A 26102-nucleotide genomic window follows, 5' to 3' on the forward strand; every position below is an offset into this window, starting at 1 on the left:
CGCTGTCATAGATTTAATATAGTCTACCACATTTTGACTTTAAAACCAATCAATTCCTTAACATTTTCGTTATTTCCCGAATTAATACATTATCCCTGAAACCTCCATTCTGCTGGATTATGAATCGATTCCAGCTTTTTCATGATTTAAATTAAGAATCTTAAATTAGCAAAATCCTCTTAGGCTGTGCTCCATCGATTGACGCTTTGTAATACTAGCTAACATCATGTTTGAAGCTTACTATTTATTATATCGGTCAATTACCTGTATTTCAACAGGGGAATAAGTAGATTATTTTATAGTATATTGTTTTATTTTATATAATCAACACAAATTGGTACGACACGATTCGACAAATATGCTTTTAGTTATGCTTTTTACCAAACATATATCACTACCGTATAACTATGATTAAAGTCATCTGATTAAAGGGGTGATAGAATAACGTTTTTTAAAGAGGCAAAATTATTGGTCGTGAAAACTAACCTAATAACTTTGCCTCTTAACCTTTGCCTCTTACCTATTGTTTCTTATTTCATACTTAAACAATTACTTCCTCTTTAAAAAAGACCGGCATATATTCCAATGGGGAATCTACCACTTCTGACGAACCTCCCTGATAGTTAATTCCTGAATGTATCTCTTTCCAATAAAAACCTTTAGGAAAATAGACCTTTCTGCTTCTCATTCCCGTCTCAAGAATTGGTGCAACCAAGTAATCCGGACCATATAAATATTGATCTTCCACTTCCCAACAGACCTTATCCTCTGGAAATTCATAAAATAAGGGTCTCATTACCGGAGTTCCCTTTTCATGAGCTTCCTTCATCAAGCCTTTGGTATAGGGACGGAGAGATTCACGAAGTTCTAGATTATCTTTGCAGATCTCATACACCTTCTCACCATAGCTCCATACCTCATTGGCGGCCCCGGAACAGCAGGTCGCGCCTCCTGTAGTTCCAACCTGAGGCCGACGTGGCTCTCTGTCTCCATGAAGACGCATGACCGGACAGAAGGTTCCCCATTGGAACCATCTGACAAACAGCTCTCTAAACGCTTCATCATCCGGGTCTCCACCATGGAAACCTCCGATATCCGTAGTCCACCAGGGAATCCCCGCAATGCCCATATTAAGACCTGCTGCAAGCTGGTTTTTCATGCTTTCAAAGCTTGAGGCAATATCTCCGGACCATACCAAAGCCCCATATTTTTGGCTTCCAGCCCAAGCGCATCGAATTAAATTGACTATATTTTCCTGTCCCTGCGCCTTCATGCCTTCGTAGAAGGTTTTTGCGTATTCCACAGGATATATGTTTCCTATCTGAAGATTGCTTCCCTGATAATATCTGTAATTATCAAAATCATAAGCCGTATATTCAGGCTCCGCTTCATCAAGCCAGAATACTTGGACCCCCTTTTCATAGTAATTCTCTTTCACCTTATTCCAAACGTAATCCCTGGCCTCTGGATTGGTTGCATCATAATGAATGGTGGCTCCCTGAAAATTAAGCCCAACACGAAACCCTCTGTCCGTGCGAATTAAATATCCCTTTTCTAGCATTTCCTCGTAGTTTTCTGATTCTCTATCTACCGTTGGCCAGATGGATACCATGAGCTTAACTGAAAGTTCCTTTAATTCTTCTACCATAGCATCCGGATCCGGCCAATAGACAGGATCGAACTTCCACTCTCCCTGTTTTGGCCAGTGGAAAAAATCTATTACGATTAAATCAAGAGGAAGCCCCCGCCGTTTGTATTCCCGGGCAATTTCTAAAAGCTCCTCCTGAGTCTGATAGCGAAGCTTACACTGCCAGAACCCTAATCCATACTCTGGCATCATAGGCACTGTTCCTGTCACTTTTGCATAGGCTTCTTCAATTTCTGCCGGAGTATCTCCGACTGTAATCCAGTAATCTAAGATGTCCGTGGAATAAGCCTCAAAGCTTTTTATGTTTTTCCCAAATACAACGCGGCCAATTCCAGGATTATTCCAAAGCAATCCGTACCCAAGGGAAGATAAGGCAAAGGGCACACTGGCCTGGGAATTACGGTGAGCCAGTTCTAAATCCGTACCCATTAAGTTTAAATAAGGTTGCTGGTACTGTCCCATTCCATAGATTCTTTCATCCTGGTCAATGGTTTCAAATCGAACCGTCAGGTGATAATCCCCACCTGGAATTGGTTTAAATTCTCTGGCCTCTACCTCTATGGCACTGCATTTAGGATCCTGAAGATCTCTGCGATTTCTGGCATATTCCTCTAAAATCAGCTCACCCCTGCTGTTATAAAAAAGAAGTTTACCCTTTCTTGTGATTTTTGCAGTAATGGCACCATTTTTTATAATTGCTCCCGATTCATCCATTGTAATCTGAGTCTCTATGTATTCCTGCTCCAGTAATGCCCAGTTTCTCTCCTTTAACTTACCAGTCTTAAACCCACGCACGCGAAGGCTGTTTTCCCCCCACGGCTCTAGTATAACCTCCTCCGCATCATAATGATAAATCAGTTTTCCATTTTCTTTACGAAACAAATCCATTAAATCACCTATCCTTTCACTGCTCCACTGGTTAAGCCACTAATAATATATTTCTGCATGAAGATAAATACCAACGCAACCGGAATAATCGTAACAACTGCAAATGCGGTAAGATAGCTCCACTTTGTACCGTACTGACCCATAAAGTTAAATATACCTGCTGTAATGGGGCGGTCTGACTGGTTCTGGATAAAGGTCATGCCATATGCCAGGTCACCCCATGCATATAAAAAGGAGAACACGCCGCAGACGATGACACCAGGATAAGCAATCGGAACTAATATTTTAATAAACGCGGTAAAACGGTTACAACCGTCAATGTAGGCAGCCTCTTCCAATTCTCTAGGCATGGAAACAAAATAATTTTTTAAAATCAGAACGGAAAATGGGATTCCAATGGTTGCATCAGCAAGAATTGCTGATAAAGGATTATTTAACAGACGCATATCTCGAAATATAATGAACATGGGCGTTAAGATTACTGATACTGGAAGCATCTGAGTAATTAAAAATCCCAGTGTACATAATTTTCTTCCTTTAAATCGGTATCTTGCTAGACCATAAGAGGCAGGCACTGCTAGAACTACTGAAATCATCATACTTCCAACTGAGATGATAAGACTGTTATAAAATGACCGAAACATGTTAAAATCTCCGTTTTTTAACTGTGCTCCATAAGAATCCAGATTTAGTTGAGTTGGAAACAAGGTTGGGGGAATCTGAAATATCTCCTTTTCCGCTTTCAGGGAAGTGACAAAAATCCAATATAATGGGAATAACAAAAGAACCATGACAAATAGAGAAAGGATACTGAGAAACCAGTTCTTTTTTCCCTGTATTTCTTTATCAGACATCAGGCTTCCTCCTCTTCATAGGTTAATTTTAAGTAAAACAGGCTTACAATCAGAAGGACAACAAACATTATATTGGCAACAGCCGCCCCCTTGCTATACTGGAAAATGCCAAAAGATAGCTTATAAGCGTATGTAGAAAGCATGTGAGTAGAGTTTACAGGGCCACCCCCTGTCATAACGTAAACCAAATCAAACACCTTAAATGTATAGATAAAGCCTAAAACCAGCACAGATTCTATGGTTGGTTTTAAAAGCGGCAAAGTAATACGGAAAAAAGATTGAATTCTATTTGCACCGTCTATAGAAGCACTTTCATATAATTCAGTAGGAATGATTGTCAGACCAGTGGAAAGTAATATCATGTTAAAAGGAATTCCGATCCATATATTTGCAAATACTAGAGCAAACATTGCAGTCCCAGGAGATGTCAACCAATCCACTGGAGCAGAAATCAGTTTTAATAACATAAGCGATTGATTCAGAATACCCACATTCGTACTGAAAATGAATTTAAAAATCAAAGCCGTTACTGTAATTGGAATCATCCATGGAATCATTAACAATCCACGGACCATCTTTGCAGAGGCGAATTTTCTGCTGAGAAACAACGCTAGCGCAAAACCAATCATAAACTGCACAATCAGGCAAGCTACGGTGAATACCAGCGTATTAATCAGGGAATTGATCATTATCTTATCACGGAACAGTTCCAGATAATTATTTAGTCCAATCAATTCCTTTACTGGTGCATTCAAAGTTTTTACCGTTACATTCTGCAGGCTCAATACAATATTCCTAATTATAGGATATCCCACAAAATACATCATATAAAGTAATGCTGGAAGTACATATAAATAGCCTATATTTTCAAATTGGAAGAATTTCCTTATTCTGTTCAAGCCTCTCACCCCTTCTTATCCGTTTAAGATCTGGAAAGAACACTGCTGTAACTGGTGCTCCTTCCAGTCTTTCTTTAAAATGAATTAATAAGTGGCTTTACTTTTTAATAATTCCATCAATTTTACTCTGTGCCTCTTCTGCTGCCTGCTGCGGGGTACTGGTTTCTGTAATCACTTGATTGAATGCCAGAGAAATGGCATCTGAAATCTCAGGCCAGCTTGGGTGAGGACCTCTTGGCTTCGCATACTTCATCTGTTCAGCAAATTTCTTCATTACAAGATCATCTGAAAATTGAGCATCAGCTACATCCCTTCTTGCTGCAATATAACCGAAACCGTCAATGTAGCTCTTTACCTCATCTTTACTTGTTACGAATTTAACAAACTCCAACGATGCATCAATATTCTTATTTTCAATGATTGCAAAATTCTCCCCACCAAGGACAGAGGCAAACTGATTATCCTTAGGAATTAAGGCAACATTCCACTTTAAGTTAGGAGCCTGCTGACGTATGGTAGGAACCTGCCATGGTCCATTTATCATCATGGCCACATTTCCCGAAATGAACTGATTCATCACATCTCCCTGTGTCCAGTTGATGACTTCTTTGCTCATGCACCCTTCCTTTACTAAGTCCCCCACAAAGGATAGTGCTTTGATTCCATTCTCATTGTTGATGGCAAGAGAGTCATCACCTGTTGACCATAGCCAAGGCATGAAATTAAAAGTTCCTTCTTCGTTTTGAACGCCTGAGAATGCGAAACCGCTTACATTTTCCTTTGTCAGTGCTTTTGCCGTTGTCTTTAATTCATCCCATGTTTCTGGAACCTTCTGTCCTGCCTCTTTTAACATATCCTCGTTATAATAAAGGGATAGACAGTTGCTTCCAAATGGAACTCCAAAGAGTTTTCCTTCCAGTGTGCAGGAAGCAATCGGTCCATCATAATATTGACTGACATCCACTTTCCCCGTCAGATCTGCAAAGATTCCCATAGATGCATAAGATGCATGATCCGGACCGTCTATGATAACGATATCCGGAAGCTCAGCTGCCGATGCTCCTATGGACAACTGCTTTTTAAAATCGGCAAAAGGAACGTACTTTGCTTCCACGGTAAGCTGATCCTGGGATTCATTAAACTTATTAATTTCCTGCCCAAGTATCTCCTGATGCTTTACAGTTTCCCAGTAATACCAAAGTGTGACCGCTTTTTTCTCTCCCTTAGACGAAGCTACTGCCTCTTTTGTTGTGCTGGCTACCTGCCCTGTTGTATCACCAGTCCCCTTATTCTCAGTTTTCTGGCTTCCAGTGGAAGAACTCCCGCTGCTGCTACATCCTGTCAATGAAACTGCCCCCAATGCCATTGCTAGAAAAAACGAAATAACCTTTTTTTTCATAGAACATATCCTCCTTTTCTTTATATACTTATTTTAACGCTTCGAGGACTCCTATCACACTCCAAAAAACAAAAAAAGGGGGTAAATATCTAAGATTATATCATACTCTATTTATGATTCTTCCGGTAATCGACTGGCTGATCTCCTGTCACACGTTTAAACACCTTTGCAAAATACTTTGGATCGTTATATCCCACCTGACTTGCTACCTCATAACTCTTTAATCGGGTGCCTATGAGTAATTCCTTTGCCTTAAGTATCCTGTAATCTCTTAAATAAATACTATAAGTCATTCCCGTCTCCTTATGAAACTGACTCCCTAAATATTCCGGTGTCCTCTGGAGCTTATCAGCAATCTCATCTAACGTAATGCCCTGATTATAAAATTCATGAATCAAGCTTTTCACCCGCTGTGTAATTAAGCTCTGATTTTTCATATCACCTCCATGAAGACGGGTTATGAGATCCATAAAACATTCCATAAAACACTCCAACTCCTGGTACGTGACTGCTGACATGACTTGCTCCAAAAGCTTTTGCTGTTCAATATTACAAAATGTTTCATAATCTATTTCCTTGATCACATTGATGATAGACCATAGAAAACGGATAAATGACTCCTTCACTTCTCTTGGTGAATACACTGCGCCCGACTTAAAATATAGGATAAAATCAAGCATTATCTTATGCACCAAGCCAGAATCCATGGTGCATAATGCCTCTCTCATGGATGTTTCAATATAAATTGGATAGGACAGCAAAACGGTCTGGATCTGCTTGATTTTCGGATAAGATACCATTATTTCGCTACCAAGAACAAGATTCCAATCCATATGCTTTTGCAGCATTAATAAATTCTCTTTTATATTCAAAACCCCGGTCACTTCAATCCAGCCAAAGCAGGCATGAAAGGAATGAAGCTGTTCCAGACCGGCAACCACGCGATTTTGGAACCAGCGTTCTATCTGACTGAAATTCTCACACCCATACAATATAAGGAGTAGGGAACTGCTTTGAGGCAAAGCCAAGATAACATATGTTTGAAACCCCTTTTCCAAAAGAGCAGCAACAAGTCCACGTTCCATCCTTTTATGATTGCTTTCATACAATTCCCCAAGATAAACTGGAATCAATATGAATTTTTTATCGGGGTCAATCTGGTACTGATATTGTAAAAATGAACACAGTTCTTCACTTACCTCTAATCCGCTATAAAGGATTCCATAAAATATATTTTCCAAAGATTTTAACTCTATCAAACTGTCCTTTTCTTTTTTTCTCTCCTGTATCAGCCTTTCCGCATTTTTTAATGCCTTAGTTACTTCATTAACGGAGATGGGCTTTAACAAATACTCGCATACCCCCAGTTTTATAGCCTCCTGGGCATAAGCAAAGTCTGAATAAGCACTTAATAAAATAACCTTTATTTGATTATTTTCATTACGCAGGATTTTTATCATATCAAGTCCATCAAGATCTGGCATACGGATATCGGTTATTATGACCTGCGGTTTTTTCTCTCTTATTAAGCGAATACCTTCCAGACCATTTTCTGCTTCCCCAACCACCTGATACGTGGGATCTATCTTTCCAATAAGCTTTGTCAGCCCCTCCCTGATCCTGATCTCATCTTCAATAACTATAATCTCCATGCATCTTCACCCCATAGATTCTTCTTTTGGTATCATAATAGTAATTTTCGTCCCCGCCTTCAGTTCACTTTCCACCCAAAAGGAGCAGGCTGTCCCATAATACATCTTCAGCCTTTCTACTGCGTTTTTAATCCCAATATGGCTTTTATCTGCCTCTTCCATGACTTTCCCCCGATTAAGCTCTTTTGCAAGCCCCTCAGGCATTCCTTTCCCATTATCCACTATGACAATCTTTATCTTATCTTCCTCGGAACTGATGTTAATATCCAGTATATTTTTCTGTCTGACACCTTCAAACCCATGAAGAAGCGCGTTCTCCACAAATGGTTGAAACAGGAGTTTATGTATAGGCGTGTGCAAAAGGTCCGGATCTGCGTGTATATTGCACTCAAAGGCATTCTTCATCCGGGTCTGCTGCAAGAATACGTACTGCTTTAACCATTCCATTTCTCTGGACAACTCCACCGTTGAATTGCTTTTTTCAATACTGTAACGCAAAATATGTGCCAGCGAATTAATGGTATTGCTTATCTCATACTGATTGTTGTCGATAGCCATCCAGTTTATGGTATCCAACGTATTATACAGAAAATGAGGATTTATCTGTGCTTCAAGTGCAGCGATTTCCGCATTTCGCTGTTTTATGTTTGCCTCCTTCTCTTTTTCCATGGATTCCTTTAACCACTGAATCATATGGTTAAACTGATCCGCTATGGCCGTTACCTCCAAAGGCATGCGATTGTCTGTTTCAACTTGGACAGATAGTTTTCCCTGTTCTACCACCTTCATGGCCTTTACTACCTTACCAATTGATTTTGTCAAATGATTCGTTATAACAAGAGCAAGTATTACTAAAGCCAGAAACGAAACTGCGGCAGTCATAAGCGCGGTTTTCTGCTGACTTTTTATACTGGCGATGACACTGCTGTGATCCGAAACGGTAACAAATGTCCAGCCCAATTCTTCATCGTATAACGTATGGGTTGATACATACTTACCTGGCAGTACCTTTGTGTCTTTAATCAGCTTTTCATAGGTATCTGTTTGACGTTTTGGTGATTGATCCAGATCCACTACCTTCTTACCGAGTAAAGAAGGCTCCGGGAAAGAGACCAGCCTTCCCTGTTTATCAATAATAAAAATCACACAGTTGGGAATACCATTTTTAATCATTTCCTGATTACAAGTTGCGTCTAAGAGCTGTTCGTCAATGCTAAATATCAACACTGCTTCTTTCTGATTTATATTTCTGTAATCAACAATCCTGTGCGTTAAGTGAAACAGGTAGCGGTCTTTTCCACCCATTGCAGTTGCGTACTGAGAGGTCAGAATTCCTGTCCTTTGTTCTTTTGAAACCTTACTGTAAATCTCCTCACCGGAAAGTTCGAAATTATCCAGCCAGGAAGTCTTGGTGGAAGTAGCAGTTATCATGTCATAGCATATTACTTCTCCTTTTTTTGTGATCACCGTTATGGATTCAACATAAGGCTTCACATATGCATATCCTCGTAATAGCCTGCTCAATTGATTCTTGCTCACTGCAAAGTTGTCATTGTTATCAATTCTCACAGTCAATTCAGCCGCTGATTCACTGGTATAGATCTGATAAGCCAGATCTTCGTAAGAGGCAATTACAGTTTTAATACTCTGGGCTGTCTGAGATAAATTAATCCTTGTTAATTCGTCCATATTCTTTTCAACTATTTTTGCAGTATTTCGATAAGCTGAAACACTGATAAAAGCAATTGGCACAATGGAAATTAATATAAAGGCCATTATCAGGCGGAAAGCAAAACTTTTTCTATGTAACGTTATCATGACTGATCCTTCTCCTATTCATATAAAAGTCAAAAGACCCCCTATTTCCAAGTAAAATAGAGGGTCTTGTCCGTCTTTATATTAATCTTTTGCTGTATACATAGGAATCCTGCCTATGTCTTTCTCATCCAATGTAACATTGAATAGAATTTTTGCTGCCTTAAACTATGATCTTCCTATGTTCCATTCCCTTTTTAAGATTGCATATTGATAAGAATTTTCGTATTTAGGTGTTCCATCCGGTTAATTTGCAAATGAAATAAACTCAAGAAAATGGCCTTCTTTTCTCATACCTAATCTCTCACAAAGCCTATAGGATCCAGGATTGTCATCCGCAACATAGGCATAGATTCTTCTTGCATCTTTCCAAAACAAATGGTTAAGCAATGCAACTGCACTTTCATAAGCATAACCCTTTCCACCGTATTTGATGTTAAAGTTCCAGCCTACGGTATAGGTATCTGTTTCTTCCTTAATAGCAAATAGTTAACCAATAATAGCATTATTAGATTTGATACATACAGCCATTGATGCAAACTGGTATACAAAAAAACATTATTGTATTGTAAAACCTCAGTTATATAGTATGTACATTTTTTTGCCAAAAGTATTTTCAAGCATGTAATCTTTGTTAATATTTTACAACAAACCGCCTTATGATGCAACTTTTTTTCTATTTCTTCTATATAATAAGGAGCTGCTACAATTAGGATATCACCCATTTGCAGCAGCTCAAATAACGTTGAGATAAAACGAACTAATATATAATTATTCCACCATAAAATCCGATACCCCGATGTTTTTCAAAGATACCATCGGCTTACACCAGTATGACTTACAACAATTTTCAGCCATCCTTATTTTTAAGATATAATAACCCTCGTAAGGAACTGAGAATTCAAAGTTGCCCTCACAGTCAATTGGTACCCAAAACAATAAAGTATCCATATCATCACATCTTTGATATAACTTTACATCCCATTGATGAGATTTACCACAACAACAGCCCCATAGACAACCAGAAATGATGCCGCATTTAATTAAGCACTCTTCGCAAACTGGGCAAGCTGGGCATTCCGGACAAGTTGGACATTCCGGACAAGTTGGGCAAGCTGGACATGGTTCCGGTGTAGGACAAACCGGGCAGACTGGACATGGTTCCGGTATCGGGCAGGCCGGACAGACTGGACATGGCGCAGGCTTTGGACATGACGGGCAAGGGATTGGCGCAGGGCAAACAATCGGTGCCGGGCAAGTAATGGGCGCGGGACATGTTGGGCAGACTGGACATGGCGCAGGCTTTGGGCAAGATGGACAGGGAACCGGTGCCGGACATTCTTTACAGGGCTCTGGTTTCGGACATGAAACTTGCTCTGGGCACTGTATCGGAGCCGGGCATGGAACTGCCTCCGGACAAGGTTTCGGTGTAGGACATTCCGGACATGGGATGGGTGTAGGGCAAGGTATCTGCTCGGGACATGTTGGAGCAGGCTGTTCCGGAACTGGAATTTCAGGAGCCGGTGATACAGCCTGACATTTTACCCCTCCAACAAAGGGATAATAATGAAATTCAAAACCGCTGTTTGCATTAACAGCAAATGACCCCAAAGCCGCATTACCGCTTACATGGCCTCCGGTAGGATGTGCGTGGAACATAGCCTGTGGTGCTAAGATACTTCCCCAGAAATCAGAGGATTTTTCCATGTAAATATTTGTCGCATCTTCAAATACATACAAGGTTTGATTGATCTTATTGCTCTCCCCATAAACACCGTATTGCAGGTGAGCATTTGGACCGGTCTTAAGCCTTACAATTACCGTACTTCCTTGTGGAACTTCTGCTCGCAAGCCCTTGTTAATTAAACCATTTGGACTTACATCTACAAGAAATACGTTCTGAACAGGATCATTGCCTCTTAAAATCCATTCAAAATTATTATCTACCACGGTTCCATTTGGAGTCAAAGCTTCAATACAGCTTTTATAGTATCCAATGCTTTCTCTGGCATCACTAAAAAACTTCGGTATGTTAGCATTTACCCTGCTTGCAGGTATATATCTTGGAACATCATAACTGGGAACGATATAGTGATCGCCTTTGTCAGTGGGGGCCCAATATTGACTGCCTCCATTGGCCTGGTACAACATTTTAAGCTGTGGAATCCCATCAGTCGTACCATCTTTTCCTATTAAATAGGTACTGCCATTGCCTGCACGGAACCCACCACCAGCAACCACATGGCCGATAACAACCAATGGCTTTGTCATAGATACGTTACCGCCAACTAAAAAACGTACCAAATCCGGTGAGTAACCGATTTCTTTGAAACGGCTGTCTCTGGCAAATCCAACACTCAAACCCCTTGGACTGTAATAACTTCCCCCGATTGCTACAGGCCCTTCTATATCTACTATGTTATTGGCGTCGTTAAATACAATAACATTAAACCCGGAGGCAGAACCAAAAGGCTGACCTTCAATATCATACCAGTTTATATTATCATAAGGTAATCCAGCACTTACTTTAGTTTCATTTGTATAAATGTTATCATCCATATGAACTCCTGAAAACTGCCTGAACTGCAACTCATTTTTATTCTTAGTTCAGTTTATTCTAGTGAAAATGGTTCTGTGCGGTTTTCTATGCAATTGGACTAAATTCTATGATAATTGTTAAAAATTATATTATCTTTTCCTTTTAAAAACACAAAAATGATGATTAGAACAAACCATTCTTTTTGGCCAATCTTACTAAAATTTATTTTTTCTTGTCCTTACAAAAAGTAAACAATCATTTCTCCAAGCTCCAACCCACAGCTTCCTTTCTTCCTTGTAAAAACTCTTTGTACAAACCATTCTTCTGCATTAAATCTTCATGGCGGCCGTGCTCTTTCATTTCCCCCATATGAAGTACAAAAATCTGATCTGCGTCTCGAACAGTGGAAAGGCGATGAGCAATCATAATAACCGTTTTTTCTTTTGTCAGTTGGTAAATGGCATTTTGAAGTTGAAGCTCATTTTCTGGGTCCACACTTGAAGTAGCCTCATCTAAAATAATGATAGGTGCATCTTTTAAAATTGCTCTGGCAATGGAAATCCGCTGTTTTTCTCCACCAGATAAGCTGCCTCCTCCTTCTTTCACCAACGTGTCATATCCATCTGGCAACGTGCTGATAAAGTCATGACAGCATGCTTTTTTCGCCGCTTCTATCACCTGATCCAGGGAAGCACCTGGCTTACCAAAACGAATGTTATCTAAAATGGTGCCACGAAAGAGATATACCTTTTGAAACACAAAACTCATGTTGCGAAGCAGACTATCTGATGTATACTCCCTTACATCTCTTCCACCTAGTAAAACAGCTCCAGAATCAACATCCCAAAAACGTGCGATCAGATTGCACAACGTACTCTTTCCACCACCAGAAGGTCCAACAAATGCAACGGTGGTCCTCTCCGGAATTTTCAAGCTAATCTCATTTAAAATCCTGCGGTTACTATAGGAAAAACTGATATCGCGTAATTCAATGTCGAAATGAGATGGTTTTACATCTACCCCGTTCTCATCAAGAACTGGTGCATCTTTCACAGCCTTAATCCGGTTTAAATCTTCGTCTAGAAGTTCTAGCATGGAAGCTGCACCACCAACGCCCTCTATATAAGAATACATGACAAAGCTAGAGATTAAAATAGTCAAAGAACTGGTCAGAGTAAGAGTTCCATCTGTAAAAAAATAGCAGGCTGCCAATAAAATTCCACAGGATGCAAACTTAAAAACAGCAGTATATACTGCAGTCAATTCTGCAAATACTCGCTCAAAACGTAGATTTTGACGACAGCTTCCTAAGATAGCCTCATCCACAGTCCGATTTGATTTTTGTCCTAAGCCATATGCCTTAACAACAGAAATCCCTTGAATATATTCCAGGATCGCAGTGGACAGAAATGTCTGCACCTTTTGCTTTTGGGGAGCTATTTCCATGCTTTTCTTCTGAATTAAGGTATTTACCCATATCCCTAGCAAAATGGCTATAAATGATATGCAGCCTATTTTCCAGTGAAACAACGTGATAAATATGGTGACGATTGCCGCATGAACAACTCCTACGATTATGTTTGTAATTGCCATACCGGCCAGCCCCTGAACTTCATCCATGGTGGTGGTTACCGATGCGGTTATTTCTCCAAGACTATTGGAGTTAAAATATCCCATTGGCATCCGCTTTAACCGCTCGCCAATGGTTATTCGCTGATCTGCGCACATGGAAAAAGAGGCAATACTGCTTTCTCTGTTGCCCATATAATGAAATATAACTTTTCCAGCAAAGCTAACTAGCATAAGAAGAGCCGAAACCCAGATTACTCTTTCGGAAAGTAATTCTCCGGTGTCTAAGGATTTAATAACGGCAGAAAGACTATATAAGATGGCTCCGATTGGAAGTGCTTCAAACATAGAGTAGAGGATATGAAAACATACAGCCTTACCTATCTGTTTCTTGTATTGCCCTGCAAATTTGAAAATTTTATTTAATATTGTTAACATTGGCCTTTTCCTCCATCTTCTTCAGCCTTATCCTTTGCACCAATATGAGCCTCCCACATATTGCTATACATGGGGCTCTTTATTAGCAGCTCTTTTTGACTGCCCTTTGCTTCTATCCTTCCATCGTTAACTAAAATGATCTGATCTGCCGAGGAGATTGTAGAAAGGCGATGAGCAATTACAATTAGTGTTTTACCTCGGACCAGTCGTGAGATTGATTGTTGAATCACAGCCTCATTTTCCGGGTCAATATAAGCAGTTGCTTCATCCAATAAAACAATTGGTGCATTTTTCAAAATCGCTCTGGCAACGGAGATCCTTTGCCGTTCTCCGCCAGAAAGGCTGCCTCCACCTTCTCCCACTATGGTGTCATACCCATTTTCCAAGGAAAGGATAAAATCATGACAGCTAGCTTGTCTGGCTACCTCCTCAACTTCCTGATCGGTTGCGTCTTGCTTTCCAATTCTAAGGTTTTCTTTGATTGAGAGATTAAACAAAAAATTATCTTGGGAAACATAAGAAATCATCTTGCTCATTTGCTCAAGTGGAATCTGGCGAACGTCTATGCCACCTAGTGTGATACTTCCACCCTTTACATCCCAAAACCCAGCGATCAACTTGGCAATGGTGGATTTTCCCGAGCCTGAGGGTCCTACAATTGCGGTCATTTCCCTTGAGTTTGCTTCAAAGGTAATCCCATGTAATATCTCATCCTCTCCATAACCAAAGGTCACATGATCAAACCCGATCCCATAATCCAATAGATCCACCTCTGCCTTTGGTCGTATCATTTCTTCTGCATCTAAAAAAGTAGTCACCTGCTTCATGATGGTTCCCATGGAAGCAATATGGTCCGTATACTTCATCGCCTGAACCAAAGGTGTTGCAAGGCCAAAGGAAAGGATGATACAGGTAATCATATCTGAAAGTGCTAAGGTTCCCTGTTGATAAAAAATCAGAGAACAGGGGAGAACAAGAAGTATGGTAGACGGTATTACTGTCATTACTGCTGTATATTCCGGCAGTGTAACCAGAAAGAATTCTGTGATTGCATGGCAACTATTTCTAACAGCACCAGCGTAACTTTCATAAGAGGAAGCAGATTGATTAAATGCCTTAATCGCTTCTATGCCATTCACATACTCCACTGCCTGGGCATTCATCTCGCTTCCCGCTTCCATGTTTTTCCCATAATGCATTTTATATTTTTTCATAAGGGGAATGTAAAATAGCAGACCAACCGGGATGGTAACAGTGGAGATAAGTGCGATTCTCCAGTCAAGATAGAAAAGATAGGAAATGACGGCCAGCGGTATTAAAAGATTGGCGGACATCTCAGGAATTAAGTGAGCAAATGGTGCCTCTAGCTTCTCCACCGTATCTACCAAAACAGACTTTAATTCCCCAGAAGGACGTTCTGTTACATAACCTAGTGGTACCTTTGCTAGTTTACCCGTTAATGCAGTCCTGATTTTCACTAGAACTTGATACGCTGCTTGGTGGGACAATTCCGTTGAAAGTGCTCCAAATAATACTTTAACAAGAAAACCAATCAATGCCAGAAAAACCATTGTTCCCATGGTAATCATAGTCACATTATGTTCAATCATATCGTATGCGATTTTTGCTACTACAAAGTAAGGCACCATTCCTCCAGCAATACCAATGATTGAAAGTATTACGGAAGCAAATAGCTTCTCTCTGCATCCTGTCGTGAATTTCCACAGTTGTTTCATTTATGTATTTCCTCCTGACGTTTTTTCCTGCATAACACAGGTAAGTGTGAGCCCTTCCACAATAAAATTTATATGGGATTTCTTCTCGATCGTAAGTTAGCTTTCATAAGTTAGTGTCACCTAACGTCAGATTATTAGAATCCGCAAGAATCATCTTATAGGAATTCATCACAATTCTCTACCAAAAACGGGAGCATTTCCACTCAAAATGGGATGAAAAATACCGTATGCAATTGCATACGGCTATAACACCTCTTTTTATATCCTAATATTCTTCATATAACTTCCCGGATTAATTCCATACTGCTTTCGAAAAGCAGAGGCGAAATGGCTAACATTTCCATATCCAATTCTACATGCTACTTCACTCACACTAAGACTGTCCCTATCAAGCAAAGCTTTTGCAATCTCCAATCTCTTTTGAATCACATAGGCATGAACTGAAGTACCAAATACCTCTTTAAACCCCTTTTTCATCTTAAATTCATTTAGACCTATCAACTTGGAAAGAAGATTGAGGGTCGGGGGATTCACCAAATTGTTATCTAAGATTTCTTTGGCACGATACACACAGTCCAAATCTTCTTTGGTCAAATTGCGTGTTAAAGCGGGCTTGTCTGTCTGGAGCAAAGACTCCGACATATAAAAAGAAAGTAACTCTAATAGCTTTGCTTCTGTGTAAAGCCTGGACATTTTCATCTCATACGGACTATTGATCAGTTGATGTATGACGGATCCCACAGCCGGTGATATCCTGTGTCTTTCATTGGATAATAATCTGGTTTTTAACGATTCAAAGGTTTCCATATTGCAATCCTCCTGAAAAAGAATGGAGGCGGATGACACTGGCATCTTTATTTCGAGAATATTCATGTTACATTTTGCTGGGAAAACACATTCTTTCTTCGTCTCTTTGCTAATACCAATATAGCTCTCTCCCTGAATCAATTCAAATTCCTTCCTGCTTTCAGGCAAATCCCAGTGAATGGATTCCCCCAGACAAAACATGATATCTATGTGAGGTTCCTTGGATACTCCTCTCATCTCGATTGGATCCTTTAGATTCAAATTATAGTTGATGATTCGAATGTCTCTATTGATAAATGAGCTGGAAAGAACTCCGCTTCCGGTCGCTTCTGGTATATCATATTTTATCTGACCATAATTGAGATTATAGGCTGTATTCCAAGCATCACAAACCGATTTTTGTTCTGCACTATGATCTTTTACGTTGTATTCATAACGACTCATATAATATTTCCTCTCCACAGACTATTTCATGAGTTTCATCTTTCTCACTTATCTATATTTGTTTGGTTAGATTTAGCTAACTAGATTTTATCATTTACCTTCCCCTATGTCAAATTGCATGCCTCAAATAATAATAAATGTTACTTTTTTCTATATCCGTTTGCTTTTTCTCTTATTACATCTGACCTTTCAACAAAACAAACCCTGACGAAAATTTGTCCGGGTTTGTTTTACAAGCTGAAAGCTAGATTATATTTTATTTTTACAGGGAGTCCAAACCATACACGTCTATAATTACTTCTTCATGTCCATCAGCAAATGGTTTATGATAACAATAATAAATGCGGCAAGCAGTGAATTCACAAATCCACCCATATCGATACCTGTAACAAAATAATCTGCTATCATGATCGTCCAGGCATTTACAATGAAGCTAAAAAATCCTAAGGTGAGCAAGCTAAAGGGTAAGGTAATCAACAACAAAATGGGTCTTAATATAAGGTTTACCAGTAGCAGAACCACACCCATAATCAGTAGAGCTGGAATGCTGCCAATCATTATCGTGTGAGATACAAGTGACAGCAGGTATATCGTTAATACGATAGATATATATTTAATAAACAGTTTCGACATGTTACCTCCAAGAAAATTTGTTACCTTATTCTTATTAATATGTTTACCTTGTCAGTTTTAACATTGACAAGATCATATGATTCATTCTGGGCCAAAGAATCCAGCAATTTCATAACAACTATAACAAGCTCTCTTACGGTATAGATGGTGACTTTGGATGTAGAATTGGAATTAGTAGCTTTTGGTGCAAAAAAACACCCTACATTCAGTACGTCCAAGAAACAATCTAATAATTCGTAAAAGATAAACAAAGAGATTGGGAAAGGAATCTTTAAAAATCTTCTGCCCTCAATCTGAAGTTTCAGCCACAGCAAACGGCAGCCTTTAATCGACATAAACCTTCACCTTTACCATTGCCTTATGACCTTCGTCCCAGGCTTCTACGTCAACAATATTGGGATCATCCAAGGTTCCATTGATAATTTCTTCAATTATCTTTGCAAAATCAATGCTGGATATATCAATCCCTTTTGCTGCCATCTCACTCCTTGCATCTGCTGGAACCATGGTGGTCATCTTATCCGCGATTTCACTAATTGTGGTCAGCAAACGAATCGGTATGTTCACGTTAACATTAACTGATTTGGTATCCGAAGTGACTCTTACTTTAAGAAATTTATAGGTTCGTTTCGCCATTGTTACCGTTTCAATGTTTTGAATAACTTCTGTTGCTTTAGTCACATTTAAGGCTTCCAAAAGTTCCATACCCTCGGCAGCGGTTATTTGTCCCTTTTCTATCATTTCTAATATTCTTTGTTGTTCACTCATGGACTGGCACTCCTTTATTATAGATTTTTAATTTGTTCGGTTGCTTCTTTTGGAGAAATCTCTCCTTTCGATAATTGGTCAAGTATCTCATTCCTGGCGACCGTCTTATCTTCGTTATCCTTAATTGATTCCTTAGTAGTTACTTCATATCCAAGTCCTTTGATAACAGAATCCAACTTGCCTCGTACCGTGGGATAGGAAATCCCTAATTCTTTCTCAACATCTTTGATATTGCCCCGACTTCTTATGAATACTTTAACAAATTCTAGATCTTCTTCTTTCAGACGGCAAAATTCACAGGGCTGAAAATCTCCTTCAATGGCTGTAGAACACTTGGGACAACTGAGCTTGGTTATGGAAAGCTTCTCACTACATACGGGGCATTTCCCTGGAGCTTTGTATTTCATTCTCTTCACCTTCCTGATGTATTATATATGCTTACTATACAACTGCGAGTTTAATATGTCAATACGATTATTGATTATTTTAATGTTATTATCAATATATATTATGTTTTACTTAAATATATTGATACTCATATTAATTATATTAATTATTCTTTGCTAAATATCATGTATATATACCATTTCGTTCCATTCCTATAATATTTGTATTGGTTTCTGTGGCAACGTCTTTTTTAATCAACAAATAAATGATAGAATCCCTAATTTTACAATACTGTATTTTATAGTTAATATTTATTCAAAACAAATTTGGGAACAACTGTTTTACAATATTATTTATAGAAAAAGAGGTCCATATGCTCATTTATCTATAAGCATATGGACCTCTTGACATCTTCAGCATTTCATTGATTGCTAAAAGCCAGCATGAGTAATTTTAATTTTTAGCACCTACATCTATATCCGTCTTAACCAGATCAATAAATAATTACTTATCATATTAAAACATCATCAAGCATACATCCGAACCCATGAGGACAAAAGAGTTATAAACTCTCTAGAACATCTATGCTCTAAATGATCAAAATAATTATAAGAGAAAGTACCAGGTAATAATTCAGAAAAAGTCTTTATAGCTTCAGCTGGAAATAAAATATCGTTTCCACCAGCAGTCAATAATACCGGACAATTTAATCTTTTAACATGTGAAATAGTATCTACAAACCCCAAAGCTCTCCATCCGCCCTCAATATTATCAACGGAACTAAGTGGTTCGTAATTATATGTAATCGATCCTAAACTCTTTATCATAGGCAAATTAGTAAGAAAAGGTTCATCTGCTGCTACACATCTCACTCCTTTATCTTTAAAAATGGAACCTAATAGCATAGAGCAGCCTCCGCCTTGACTTGTGCCAAAAAACGAAATTCTATTTTCTATTACTTCCGTTTGTTCCACCGCCCATTTAATTGCTAAAATACAGTTCACCAGCCATTGTTTATATCCTTTTTCACCATGGCTTGATATCGTGTCAGCTAATACAGGCCAGGTATTATCCCGTTTTTTGGTTTCATCAGGTCCATTTGGGGTCGCATACCCAAGTGGCGAAATATGTAGAACATTATATCCAAGCGAAACCAGTTCGGGATGAGTACTAATTTCCGCACTATATCCGGGGGTATGGACAAGCAACGGTGCAGGCCCAGACATCACCGGTTGCCAGTAACCGTAAAATTCATCCATACCTTCCGGCATGAATTTTACATATGAAAACTCATTTTTTACATGTCTGATCCCTAGGCTGAAGGAAAAACCATTGTCAGAAAGAACTTCAACATTACATATTATTGAATTAGCCATTTTCCATATAGATTCTACCCATTTGTCTACTTCTTCAGGTTTTGGATAATTTTTAAATTCTTCATAGTTTCTATCCATGGTTGACCTCCTTATTTACTTTCCTAATCTATCATTTTCGGCTTCATATTCTCTTAGAATATGAAGCGCTTTTTCATTAAGATCACCATATAAAACAGCAGCTTCAACTTGAGGATAGATATATTCTGCGTACGGTAGCATAATCCTGATTAATCTATAATCAAGATCACCTTCAAGGATTTTTTGAAATATTATAGAAATTGAATTTCCACCAAGAAACGGAATTAATCGTTCAAGCAAATTTTCATTGATTGTGTCATATGTTGCGTTTTCCAGCAGTTTGACAACTGCATCATCATTTATGTATTCCGCAAGTGAAACAAGGCTTGAAATATCTATTCCATGTTTTGAAAGACCTTTTGCCATTTTGTCAAGTAAACTAGGCTTTAGCAACGGTGCGATATTAACAATATCAGATATGCATTGTTTTTCCAATTCACTGCTTAAATCTTGCCCTTCCACAGCGCTTTCAAGAATGACGGCTTCCTTTTCAGTTGGATGGCCGGAACTAATAAGTTCATCAAGAGTGATGCCGAAAACATCTGCAACTTCAATTAAAATAGATATATCGGGGAAACTGTCTCCGCACTCATATTTTGATATTGCTTGGCGGGTCAGGTTAAGTCGTTCAGCAAGTTCAGATTGTGTCATGTCTGCTTTCTTACGAAGTCTCGAAATATATGCACCAAATTTTCTTATATCAAACATAAAAGATACCTCCTTATATTCAGAATATCGTAGATGCAAAGACAAATCAAGCAAAGGATAGTTGCTATTAACCATATCCAATGTTGTGCCTATTCAGTGACTACCCTCATTATCACTGGAGGTTTTTTACTTGAAGCTAAAGCTGCTGTGGTTACACCTGCGTAACAGGTGATTTATTAAAACACTGCCATACAAAAAACCCCCAAGGCATTGGAAATAGCTTAATTTTTCCAACAGCCTTGGGGGTATCCCTATTCATTCCGAATCAATATAAAGTTATTATTCTATGGAAGAAAATCTTCGACCACAGTACCAAGTCCCTTTTCCTCAGCCTGTTTTCTTACGTAACAAGCAAGTGCTAAATCTAATACACCAAGTCCAAATGGACTGTAAACAACTGTTTTTCCCTCTACACGTCCTTTTTCTTTTCCTGTTATTACATCCGCAATTGGACATCTTACAAAATCCCGGTTGCCACAAGCTTGTTCTGCCAAATGGATTGCAGTTTTTTCACGACAAACATGATCAAGATCGTCCACTATATTATCTGTTTTCAATATAACATTTGGTCCAAAATCCCTTAGTGAAATATTTAAGATTGTACTATTTGAAGTACAACAAGATATATCATGAATATAAGGTACACCTACTGTTGTTGCAAACGAAACTAGTGGTGCTTTTTTTAATACTTCCTCTACAGAACTAACCACTTCCGTATCCATATCTTTTGTCTTTATATGATCTAAAAACTTCTCTGCACGTTCTGGAACCATATCAAAAGCAACCAGCTTCTTTATATTTTTAAATGCCTTTTTTAAGAACAAACTAATCTCTGTATTAATTCTTCCACAGCCTACAAACCCAACTACCGTCTCATCCGGATTGGAATGAATTAAATTTGCAGCAACTGCCGCACTTGCTGCTGTTCTTTTTGCACTAATAATAGAACTTTCTAAAACGGCTTCTGCATGTCCATTTTTAACATTATTTAAAATCATTAATGCAGATGCTCTCTCTATTCCAAGATTTATATTATGTGGGAAAGAAGAAATCCACTTAATTCCAGCTGCATCTACACCATCTCCCATATATGCTGGTAAACCAATAATACGGTTTAAATCATTGTCTGGAAATCTTAAGAACACTGACTGAGGCAATGTACATTTTCCTGCAGTATGCGCTACATAAGCCTTTGAAACAATTTCCATAATTACTTCTTCATCGTTCAAAATTTCTGAAACTTCCCCTGCTTTAATTAATAGTAAATCATTCATAGTTATAACTCTCTTTCCTTTTCTTCCATGTTAAAAAGCGTGTTGTTTAATTCCTTTACAACACGCTTTTAGATTTTATAGAAAATGTAGTTAATCCAAAGAAGATTTAATGTATTTCCTCATTCAAATAGTGAGTATCATACACATCAAAGAATTCTTTCAATGTTGTTTGTTCAAAGTCTTTCGCTTTTATTAGGAGATTATTGATATCGTCAAACTTGATTTTTGTTTTTGCAAAGTATGATTTTAAAATCTTCATTGTCAACGAATTGCAAAGATCTTGTATATGTTTGTATTTTTCTAACAGGGGATCAAACAAATCATCAAGCTCTGGATAGCGTACTTTTAAATATCGAATTCGTTCATTCATGATGCGTTTATGATTTAACATTACATGAAACATTCTGATGTTAATCCATTCGTCTTCGCTTTTTTTTATTTCTTCTATGTATTTCACCATCATATCATAAACTTCCAATCCGAAGGCAACACCATTGGCATCATCTGAATGATAGAATTCCCAATTTTCCAAACGTTTACATTGATAGTACGCTCTTAGAGAATGAATGATATTCTGAAAATCAAACACATAGTCTGCACGTTCCTTTTCTAAAATTTTATAAAAATAAATTAAACCGCTCTGATAATTTTCAGGCGCATTCGGATCACATTTCTCATAAGCTTTCATAAAATCTTCAAACGAAACCTCTGAAAACGTATAAGTAGCGGTTTTTGAAAAAAGAAAATCCGCACAATAAAATATTTTTTCATCTCTATTGAATCCATAAATCAAGATATCATGATACCCATGTTCCGAATGGTAACAATAGGTTGTTCGTAAATAATAGGGATCTAGCATAATATCAACATAGTTGCTATCTTCTATTTCCTTACATACAAATTCGATAATATCTATATTCATTGCATGTATCGTATCAGTATGGATTTTTTGAGTTCGCAGATATCTGCAAGACTCCTGGCTTCTTACGTTATAAGTCATTGGAAAATAGAAATTTCCCCAACAGTGCTCCTTCAGATTTTTTCTACAGTAAATTAGTATGTATTGGCTCATTAGCCAATCCTGAGTATAATTATATGCCCCTAGAATAGATGCAATATGAGCATCATTTGTATAAGATGCAATAATGGGCTCCTTAATAGGAAGTATCCATTCATTTTCCCCTTTTTCTTCCATAACCTGTTCACTTCCTCCTCTCACTATTTGAATGTTCAAAATTTACCATTTCCCCATAAGCTTTCTTGGAATTACTTAAAATAATCTTTTAAAACCTGAACTCTATTGGTTTGTTCCCAGCTAAGATCTTTAGTATTTTCTCCAAAGTGTCCGTAGCTTGCTGTTTTTTGATATACTGAATTTCTTAATCCAAGTGTTTCAATAATAGCGTAAGGACGTAAATCAAAATTATTATAAATTGCGTCTACTATTTTTTCATTTGGTACTTTTTCTGTACCGAATGTTTCGACTGCGATGGATATAGGTTCTGCAACTCCAATTGCATAAGATAACTGGATTTCACATTTATCTGCTAATCCAGCAGCAACGATATTTTTTGCAACATATCTTGCTGCATAAGCTGCGGAACGATCCACCTTGGTATAATCTTTACCCGAAAAGGCTCCTCCACCGTGTCTACCAGTACCACCATATGTATCTACGATAATTTTTCTACCTGTCAGGCCACTATCTGCTGTTGGACCACCAATAACAAAACGTCCAGTAGGATTAATGAAGTATTTTGTATCTATATCGATTAATTCATGATCCACATTCTCTAGAATCAGGTATTTCATGATATCCTGTCTTAATTTTGTAATATCCACTTTTTCATTATGCTGAGCAGATACAACAATTGTGTCAATTCTCTTAACTTTTCCATTGGAATCGTACTCAACTGTTACTTGTGTCTTACCATCTGGTCTTAAATACTCTAGAGTACCTTTCTTTCTTAATTCTGTTAATTTTTTCGATAATTTTTGAGCTAGTTCAATGGCATAAGGCATATAATTCTCGGTTTCATTGCAGGCATAACCAAACATCATACCTTGATCTCCTGCACCTAAACTATATTCATCCTGATTTTTCTTCTGGTCCACTCCCATGGCAATATCCCCAGATTGTTTGTCTAATAGAATTTTCACTTCACATTTATCTGCACTGATTCCTGTCGCTTCATCTGTATAACCAATATCTCTAAGCGTTTTTCGAGCGATTGCTTCAAAATCTACATTTGCATTGGTTGTAATTTCACCCATGATTAAAACAAACCCAGTATTGATTGCTGTCTCACATGCCACACGGCTATATTTATCCTGACTAAGACATGCATCAAGAATTGCATCTGAAACCTGGTCGCAAACCTTATCTGGATGTCCCTCTGTAACAGATTCTGATGTAAATAATCTTCTTAACATTTTTGTACCTCCTGATACATCTTGTAGTTTATTTGGCTACTTGTTTGTAAGTTATTTAGTTCTGATATTTAACTCTTCCTTAACGATTCTGTTTATATAGTGTGTAAACTTTTCTGCATTTTCTTCGATATAAAAATGCCCTCCTTCAAATACCTCATAAGAACAGGAACTAGCCAGATTCTTCCAGCCCTTTACTTCCTCAAAAGACAAATCTTCTTTCCCATACATAACAGAAATATTACATTTGATTTTATCCTTCCTGTCTATAAATTTATATTCTTCCAGGAGACGATAATCTGCTTTCAATAATGGTGTGAATAATTTTCTGAACTTCTTGATCTTAATCATTTCATCTGAAAATCCACCAAATTTTACTATTTCATTTAGGAATTCATCATCGTCATGCATATGTATTTTTTCGTTTTCCTGTCTGGTACGTGGTGGTTTACTTCCTGAAAAGAAAATATGTACGGGTTCCTTTAAGCCGCTACTCACTATTTTATAATAAAGTTCATATGCAAAAGTTGAGCCCATGCTATGACCAGCTAGAATATAATCATTATCACCAACTTTTGCTTTGAAAATTTCAAAAATATCCTCTAGGGCTTCTTTAAAATCTAAATATGTTCTTTCACCATAACGTAAGCCATGACCCGCTAATTCAATGGGTATTGGTTCTATTAAAGCATCTAACCCATTGGACCATTTATGCATTAAAGTTGCAGAACTTCCTGCATGTGGTATGTAGAATAATTTCATGCATTTTCTCCTTTATACATATTAGGAAACGTTTTCATACACCATTCTTCATTGTAGATAGTCGTACTGTACCTGTCTCCTCTATCTGCAAATATGGCTGCCACATTAAGATTTGTTGTATCCTTACCATTAAAATAATTGTGAATCGCTGCCACTACGGAACCCGAGGAACCTCCTACAAATATCTGATGTTCGTCCAATAGATAATTACAAGCTCTAATTGTTTCTTCTTCTGATACTTGTATCACTTCATCTATTTTGGCACACTTTAAGTTTTCTGGCTGCATACTAGAACCAATTCCAGGAATATATCTCTTTTTGGATACTCCCCCAAAGATTACAGAACCAATGATATCAACTGCAATAACTTTTGCATTCGGATAAACTTTTTTGATTCTTCTGGAAACTCCAGTTATGGTTCCACAGGAGCTTACTCCTATAAAAATGTAATCAATTGGTTTCACTTCGTTACATAATTCTTTACTTAGAGTCATGTAATAGGCTTCAGCGTTATATGGATTACCATATTGATTCACCCAATAAGAATTTTCATTCTCTTTCTGGAGCTGTTTTACCTTTTTTATTCGTTCAATTAAATATCCACCGTTCTTATCCGGTTTTCGTACCATGAACGTTTCTGTACTAAGTTTTCTAATTAACAGTTCATTGGTATATGTAATATTAGGATCTATCACACAGTAAAACTTTAGTCCCAACAGTTTACAGTAAGATGCTAGTGCAATTCCAAAGTTTCCAGAAGAAGATTCAATAATGATTGTATCTTTGTTAATTTCTCCATTGGAAAGTATCTTATTCAAAATATAATTTGCAGCACGATCCTTTACAGAACCTGTGGGATTAAAAAATTCCAGTTTGATAAATACATTTAAGTCGTAAAACACATTATCTGTTAAGTTAATAACAGGTGTATTTCCTACTCGTTCTAAATACTTTTTCATTTCTCAATCCTCCTATAAGCAATTTATTTTTTTATGAAT

22 protein-coding genes are annotated in these 26102 nt (G+C 37.9%); all 22 read right to left on the minus strand.

Annotated features, from left to right (window positions below):
* Positions 1-541 precede the first annotated feature (541 nt).
* The gene (locus BET01_RS15565; protein ID WP_120197730.1) at positions 542-2536 is read right to left on the minus strand and encodes a glycoside hydrolase family 31 protein; all 1995 of its coding nucleotides are present in this window, start codon (positions 2534-2536) and stop codon (positions 542-544) included.
* Positions 2537-2544: 8 nt separating this feature from the next.
* Positions 2545-3390 carry a carbohydrate ABC transporter permease gene (locus BET01_RS15570; RefSeq protein ID WP_120197731.1) on the minus strand — a complete coding sequence of 282 codons (846 nt, stop codon included), beginning with the start codon at positions 3388-3390 and terminating at the stop codon, positions 2545-2547.
* Positions 3390-4175, minus strand: coding sequence for a sugar ABC transporter permease (locus BET01_RS15575; protein ID WP_330513023.1), 786 nt, complete (start codon positions 4173-4175; stop codon positions 3390-3392). The genes BET01_RS15570 and BET01_RS15575 overlap by 1 nt, the downstream gene beginning before the upstream one ends.
* Positions 4176-4386: 211 nt before the next feature.
* The gene (locus BET01_RS15580; RefSeq protein ID WP_120197732.1) at positions 4387-5688 is read right to left on the minus strand and encodes an ABC transporter substrate-binding protein; all 1302 of its coding nucleotides are present in this window, start codon (positions 5686-5688) and stop codon (positions 4387-4389) included.
* Positions 5689-5795: 107 nt separating this feature from the next.
* Positions 5796-7340, minus strand: coding sequence for a response regulator transcription factor (locus BET01_RS15585; RefSeq protein ID WP_120197733.1), 1545 nt, complete (start codon positions 7338-7340; stop codon positions 5796-5798).
* Positions 7341-7346: 6 nt separating this feature from the next.
* Positions 7347-9158 carry a cache domain-containing sensor histidine kinase gene (locus BET01_RS15590; RefSeq protein ID WP_120197734.1) on the minus strand — a complete coding sequence of 604 codons (1812 nt, stop codon included), beginning with the start codon at positions 9156-9158 and terminating at the stop codon, positions 7347-7349.
* A gap of 243 nt (positions 9159-9401) precedes the next feature.
* Entirely contained in the window at positions 9402-9635 is a 234-nt protein-coding gene (locus tag BET01_RS22575) for a GNAT family N-acetyltransferase (protein ID WP_279221939.1), read from the minus strand.
* Positions 9636-9926: 291 nt separating this feature from the next.
* The gene (locus BET01_RS15600) at positions 9927-11714 is read right to left on the minus strand and encodes a collagen-binding domain-containing protein (protein ID WP_120197735.1); all 1788 of its coding nucleotides are present in this window, start codon (positions 11712-11714) and stop codon (positions 9927-9929) included.
* Positions 11715-11949: 235 nt separating this feature from the next.
* Positions 11950-13701 (minus strand): ABC transporter ATP-binding protein, encoded by a 1752-nt coding sequence (locus tag BET01_RS15605; protein WP_120197736.1) that lies wholly within the window; start codon positions 13699-13701, stop codon positions 11950-11952.
* The gene (locus tag BET01_RS15610) at positions 13695-15437 is read right to left on the minus strand and encodes an ABC transporter ATP-binding protein (RefSeq protein WP_120197737.1); all 1743 of its coding nucleotides are present in this window, start codon (positions 15435-15437) and stop codon (positions 13695-13697) included. Before BET01_RS15610 ends, BET01_RS15605 begins: the two co-directional genes overlap by 7 nt.
* Before the next feature lie 258 nt (positions 15438-15695).
* Positions 15696-16688: a helix-turn-helix domain-containing protein gene (locus BET01_RS15615; RefSeq protein ID WP_120197738.1), complete on the minus strand. Its 993-nt coding sequence runs from the start codon at positions 16686-16688 to the stop codon at positions 15696-15698.
* Between the two features lie 294 nt (positions 16689-16982).
* Positions 16983-17321 carry a phage holin family protein gene (locus tag BET01_RS15620; RefSeq protein WP_120197739.1) on the minus strand — a complete coding sequence of 113 codons (339 nt, stop codon included), beginning with the start codon at positions 17319-17321 and terminating at the stop codon, positions 16983-16985.
* A gap of 20 nt (positions 17322-17341) precedes the next feature.
* On the minus strand, positions 17342-17656 hold the full coding sequence (locus BET01_RS15625) for a hypothetical protein (RefSeq protein ID WP_120197740.1): 315 nt from the start codon (positions 17654-17656) through the stop codon (positions 17342-17344).
* Positions 17646-18089: an SHOCT-like domain-containing protein gene (locus BET01_RS15630; RefSeq protein WP_120197741.1), complete on the minus strand. Its 444-nt coding sequence runs from the start codon at positions 18087-18089 to the stop codon at positions 17646-17648. Before BET01_RS15630 ends, BET01_RS15625 begins: the two co-directional genes overlap by 11 nt.
* A gap of 17 nt (positions 18090-18106) precedes the next feature.
* On the minus strand, positions 18107-18496 hold the full coding sequence (locus BET01_RS15635) for a DUF2089 domain-containing protein (RefSeq protein ID WP_120197742.1): 390 nt from the start codon (positions 18494-18496) through the stop codon (positions 18107-18109).
* 507 nt (positions 18497-19003) lie between these two features.
* The gene (locus BET01_RS15640) at positions 19004-19930 is read right to left on the minus strand and encodes an acetylxylan esterase (RefSeq protein WP_120197743.1); all 927 of its coding nucleotides are present in this window, start codon (positions 19928-19930) and stop codon (positions 19004-19006) included.
* 15 nt (positions 19931-19945) lie between these two features.
* Entirely contained in the window at positions 19946-20638 is a 693-nt protein-coding gene (locus BET01_RS15645) for a helix-turn-helix domain-containing protein (protein ID WP_158585081.1), read from the minus strand.
* A gap of 284 nt (positions 20639-20922) precedes the next feature.
* A complete protein-coding gene (sbnB, locus tag BET01_RS15650; protein ID WP_207667639.1) occupies positions 20923-21912 on the minus strand; it encodes a 2,3-diaminopropionate biosynthesis protein SbnB in 990 nt (329 codons plus the stop codon).
* 106 nt (positions 21913-22018) lie between these two features.
* Positions 22019-23107, minus strand: a complete 1089-nt coding sequence (locus BET01_RS15655) for a hypothetical protein (RefSeq protein WP_120197746.1) — start codon at positions 23105-23107, stop codon at positions 22019-22021.
* Positions 23108-23178: 71 nt separating this feature from the next.
* On the minus strand, positions 23179-24345 hold the full coding sequence (metK, locus tag BET01_RS15660; RefSeq protein WP_120197747.1) for a methionine adenosyltransferase: 1167 nt from the start codon (positions 24343-24345) through the stop codon (positions 23179-23181).
* 51 nt (positions 24346-24396) lie between these two features.
* Entirely contained in the window at positions 24397-25104 is a 708-nt protein-coding gene (locus BET01_RS15665) for a thioesterase II family protein (RefSeq protein ID WP_120197748.1), read from the minus strand.
* Positions 25101-26063, minus strand: a complete 963-nt coding sequence (gene sbnA, locus BET01_RS15670) for a 2,3-diaminopropionate biosynthesis protein SbnA (protein WP_120197749.1) — start codon at positions 26061-26063, stop codon at positions 25101-25103. The genes BET01_RS15665 and sbnA overlap by 4 nt, the downstream gene beginning before the upstream one ends.
* Between the last annotated feature and the right edge of the window lie 39 nt (positions 26064-26102).

The organism is Lacrimispora algidixylanolytica (assembly GCF_003609635.1).
Classification (GTDB): Bacteria; Bacillota; Clostridia; order Lachnospirales; family Lachnospiraceae; genus Lacrimispora; species Lacrimispora algidixylanolytica.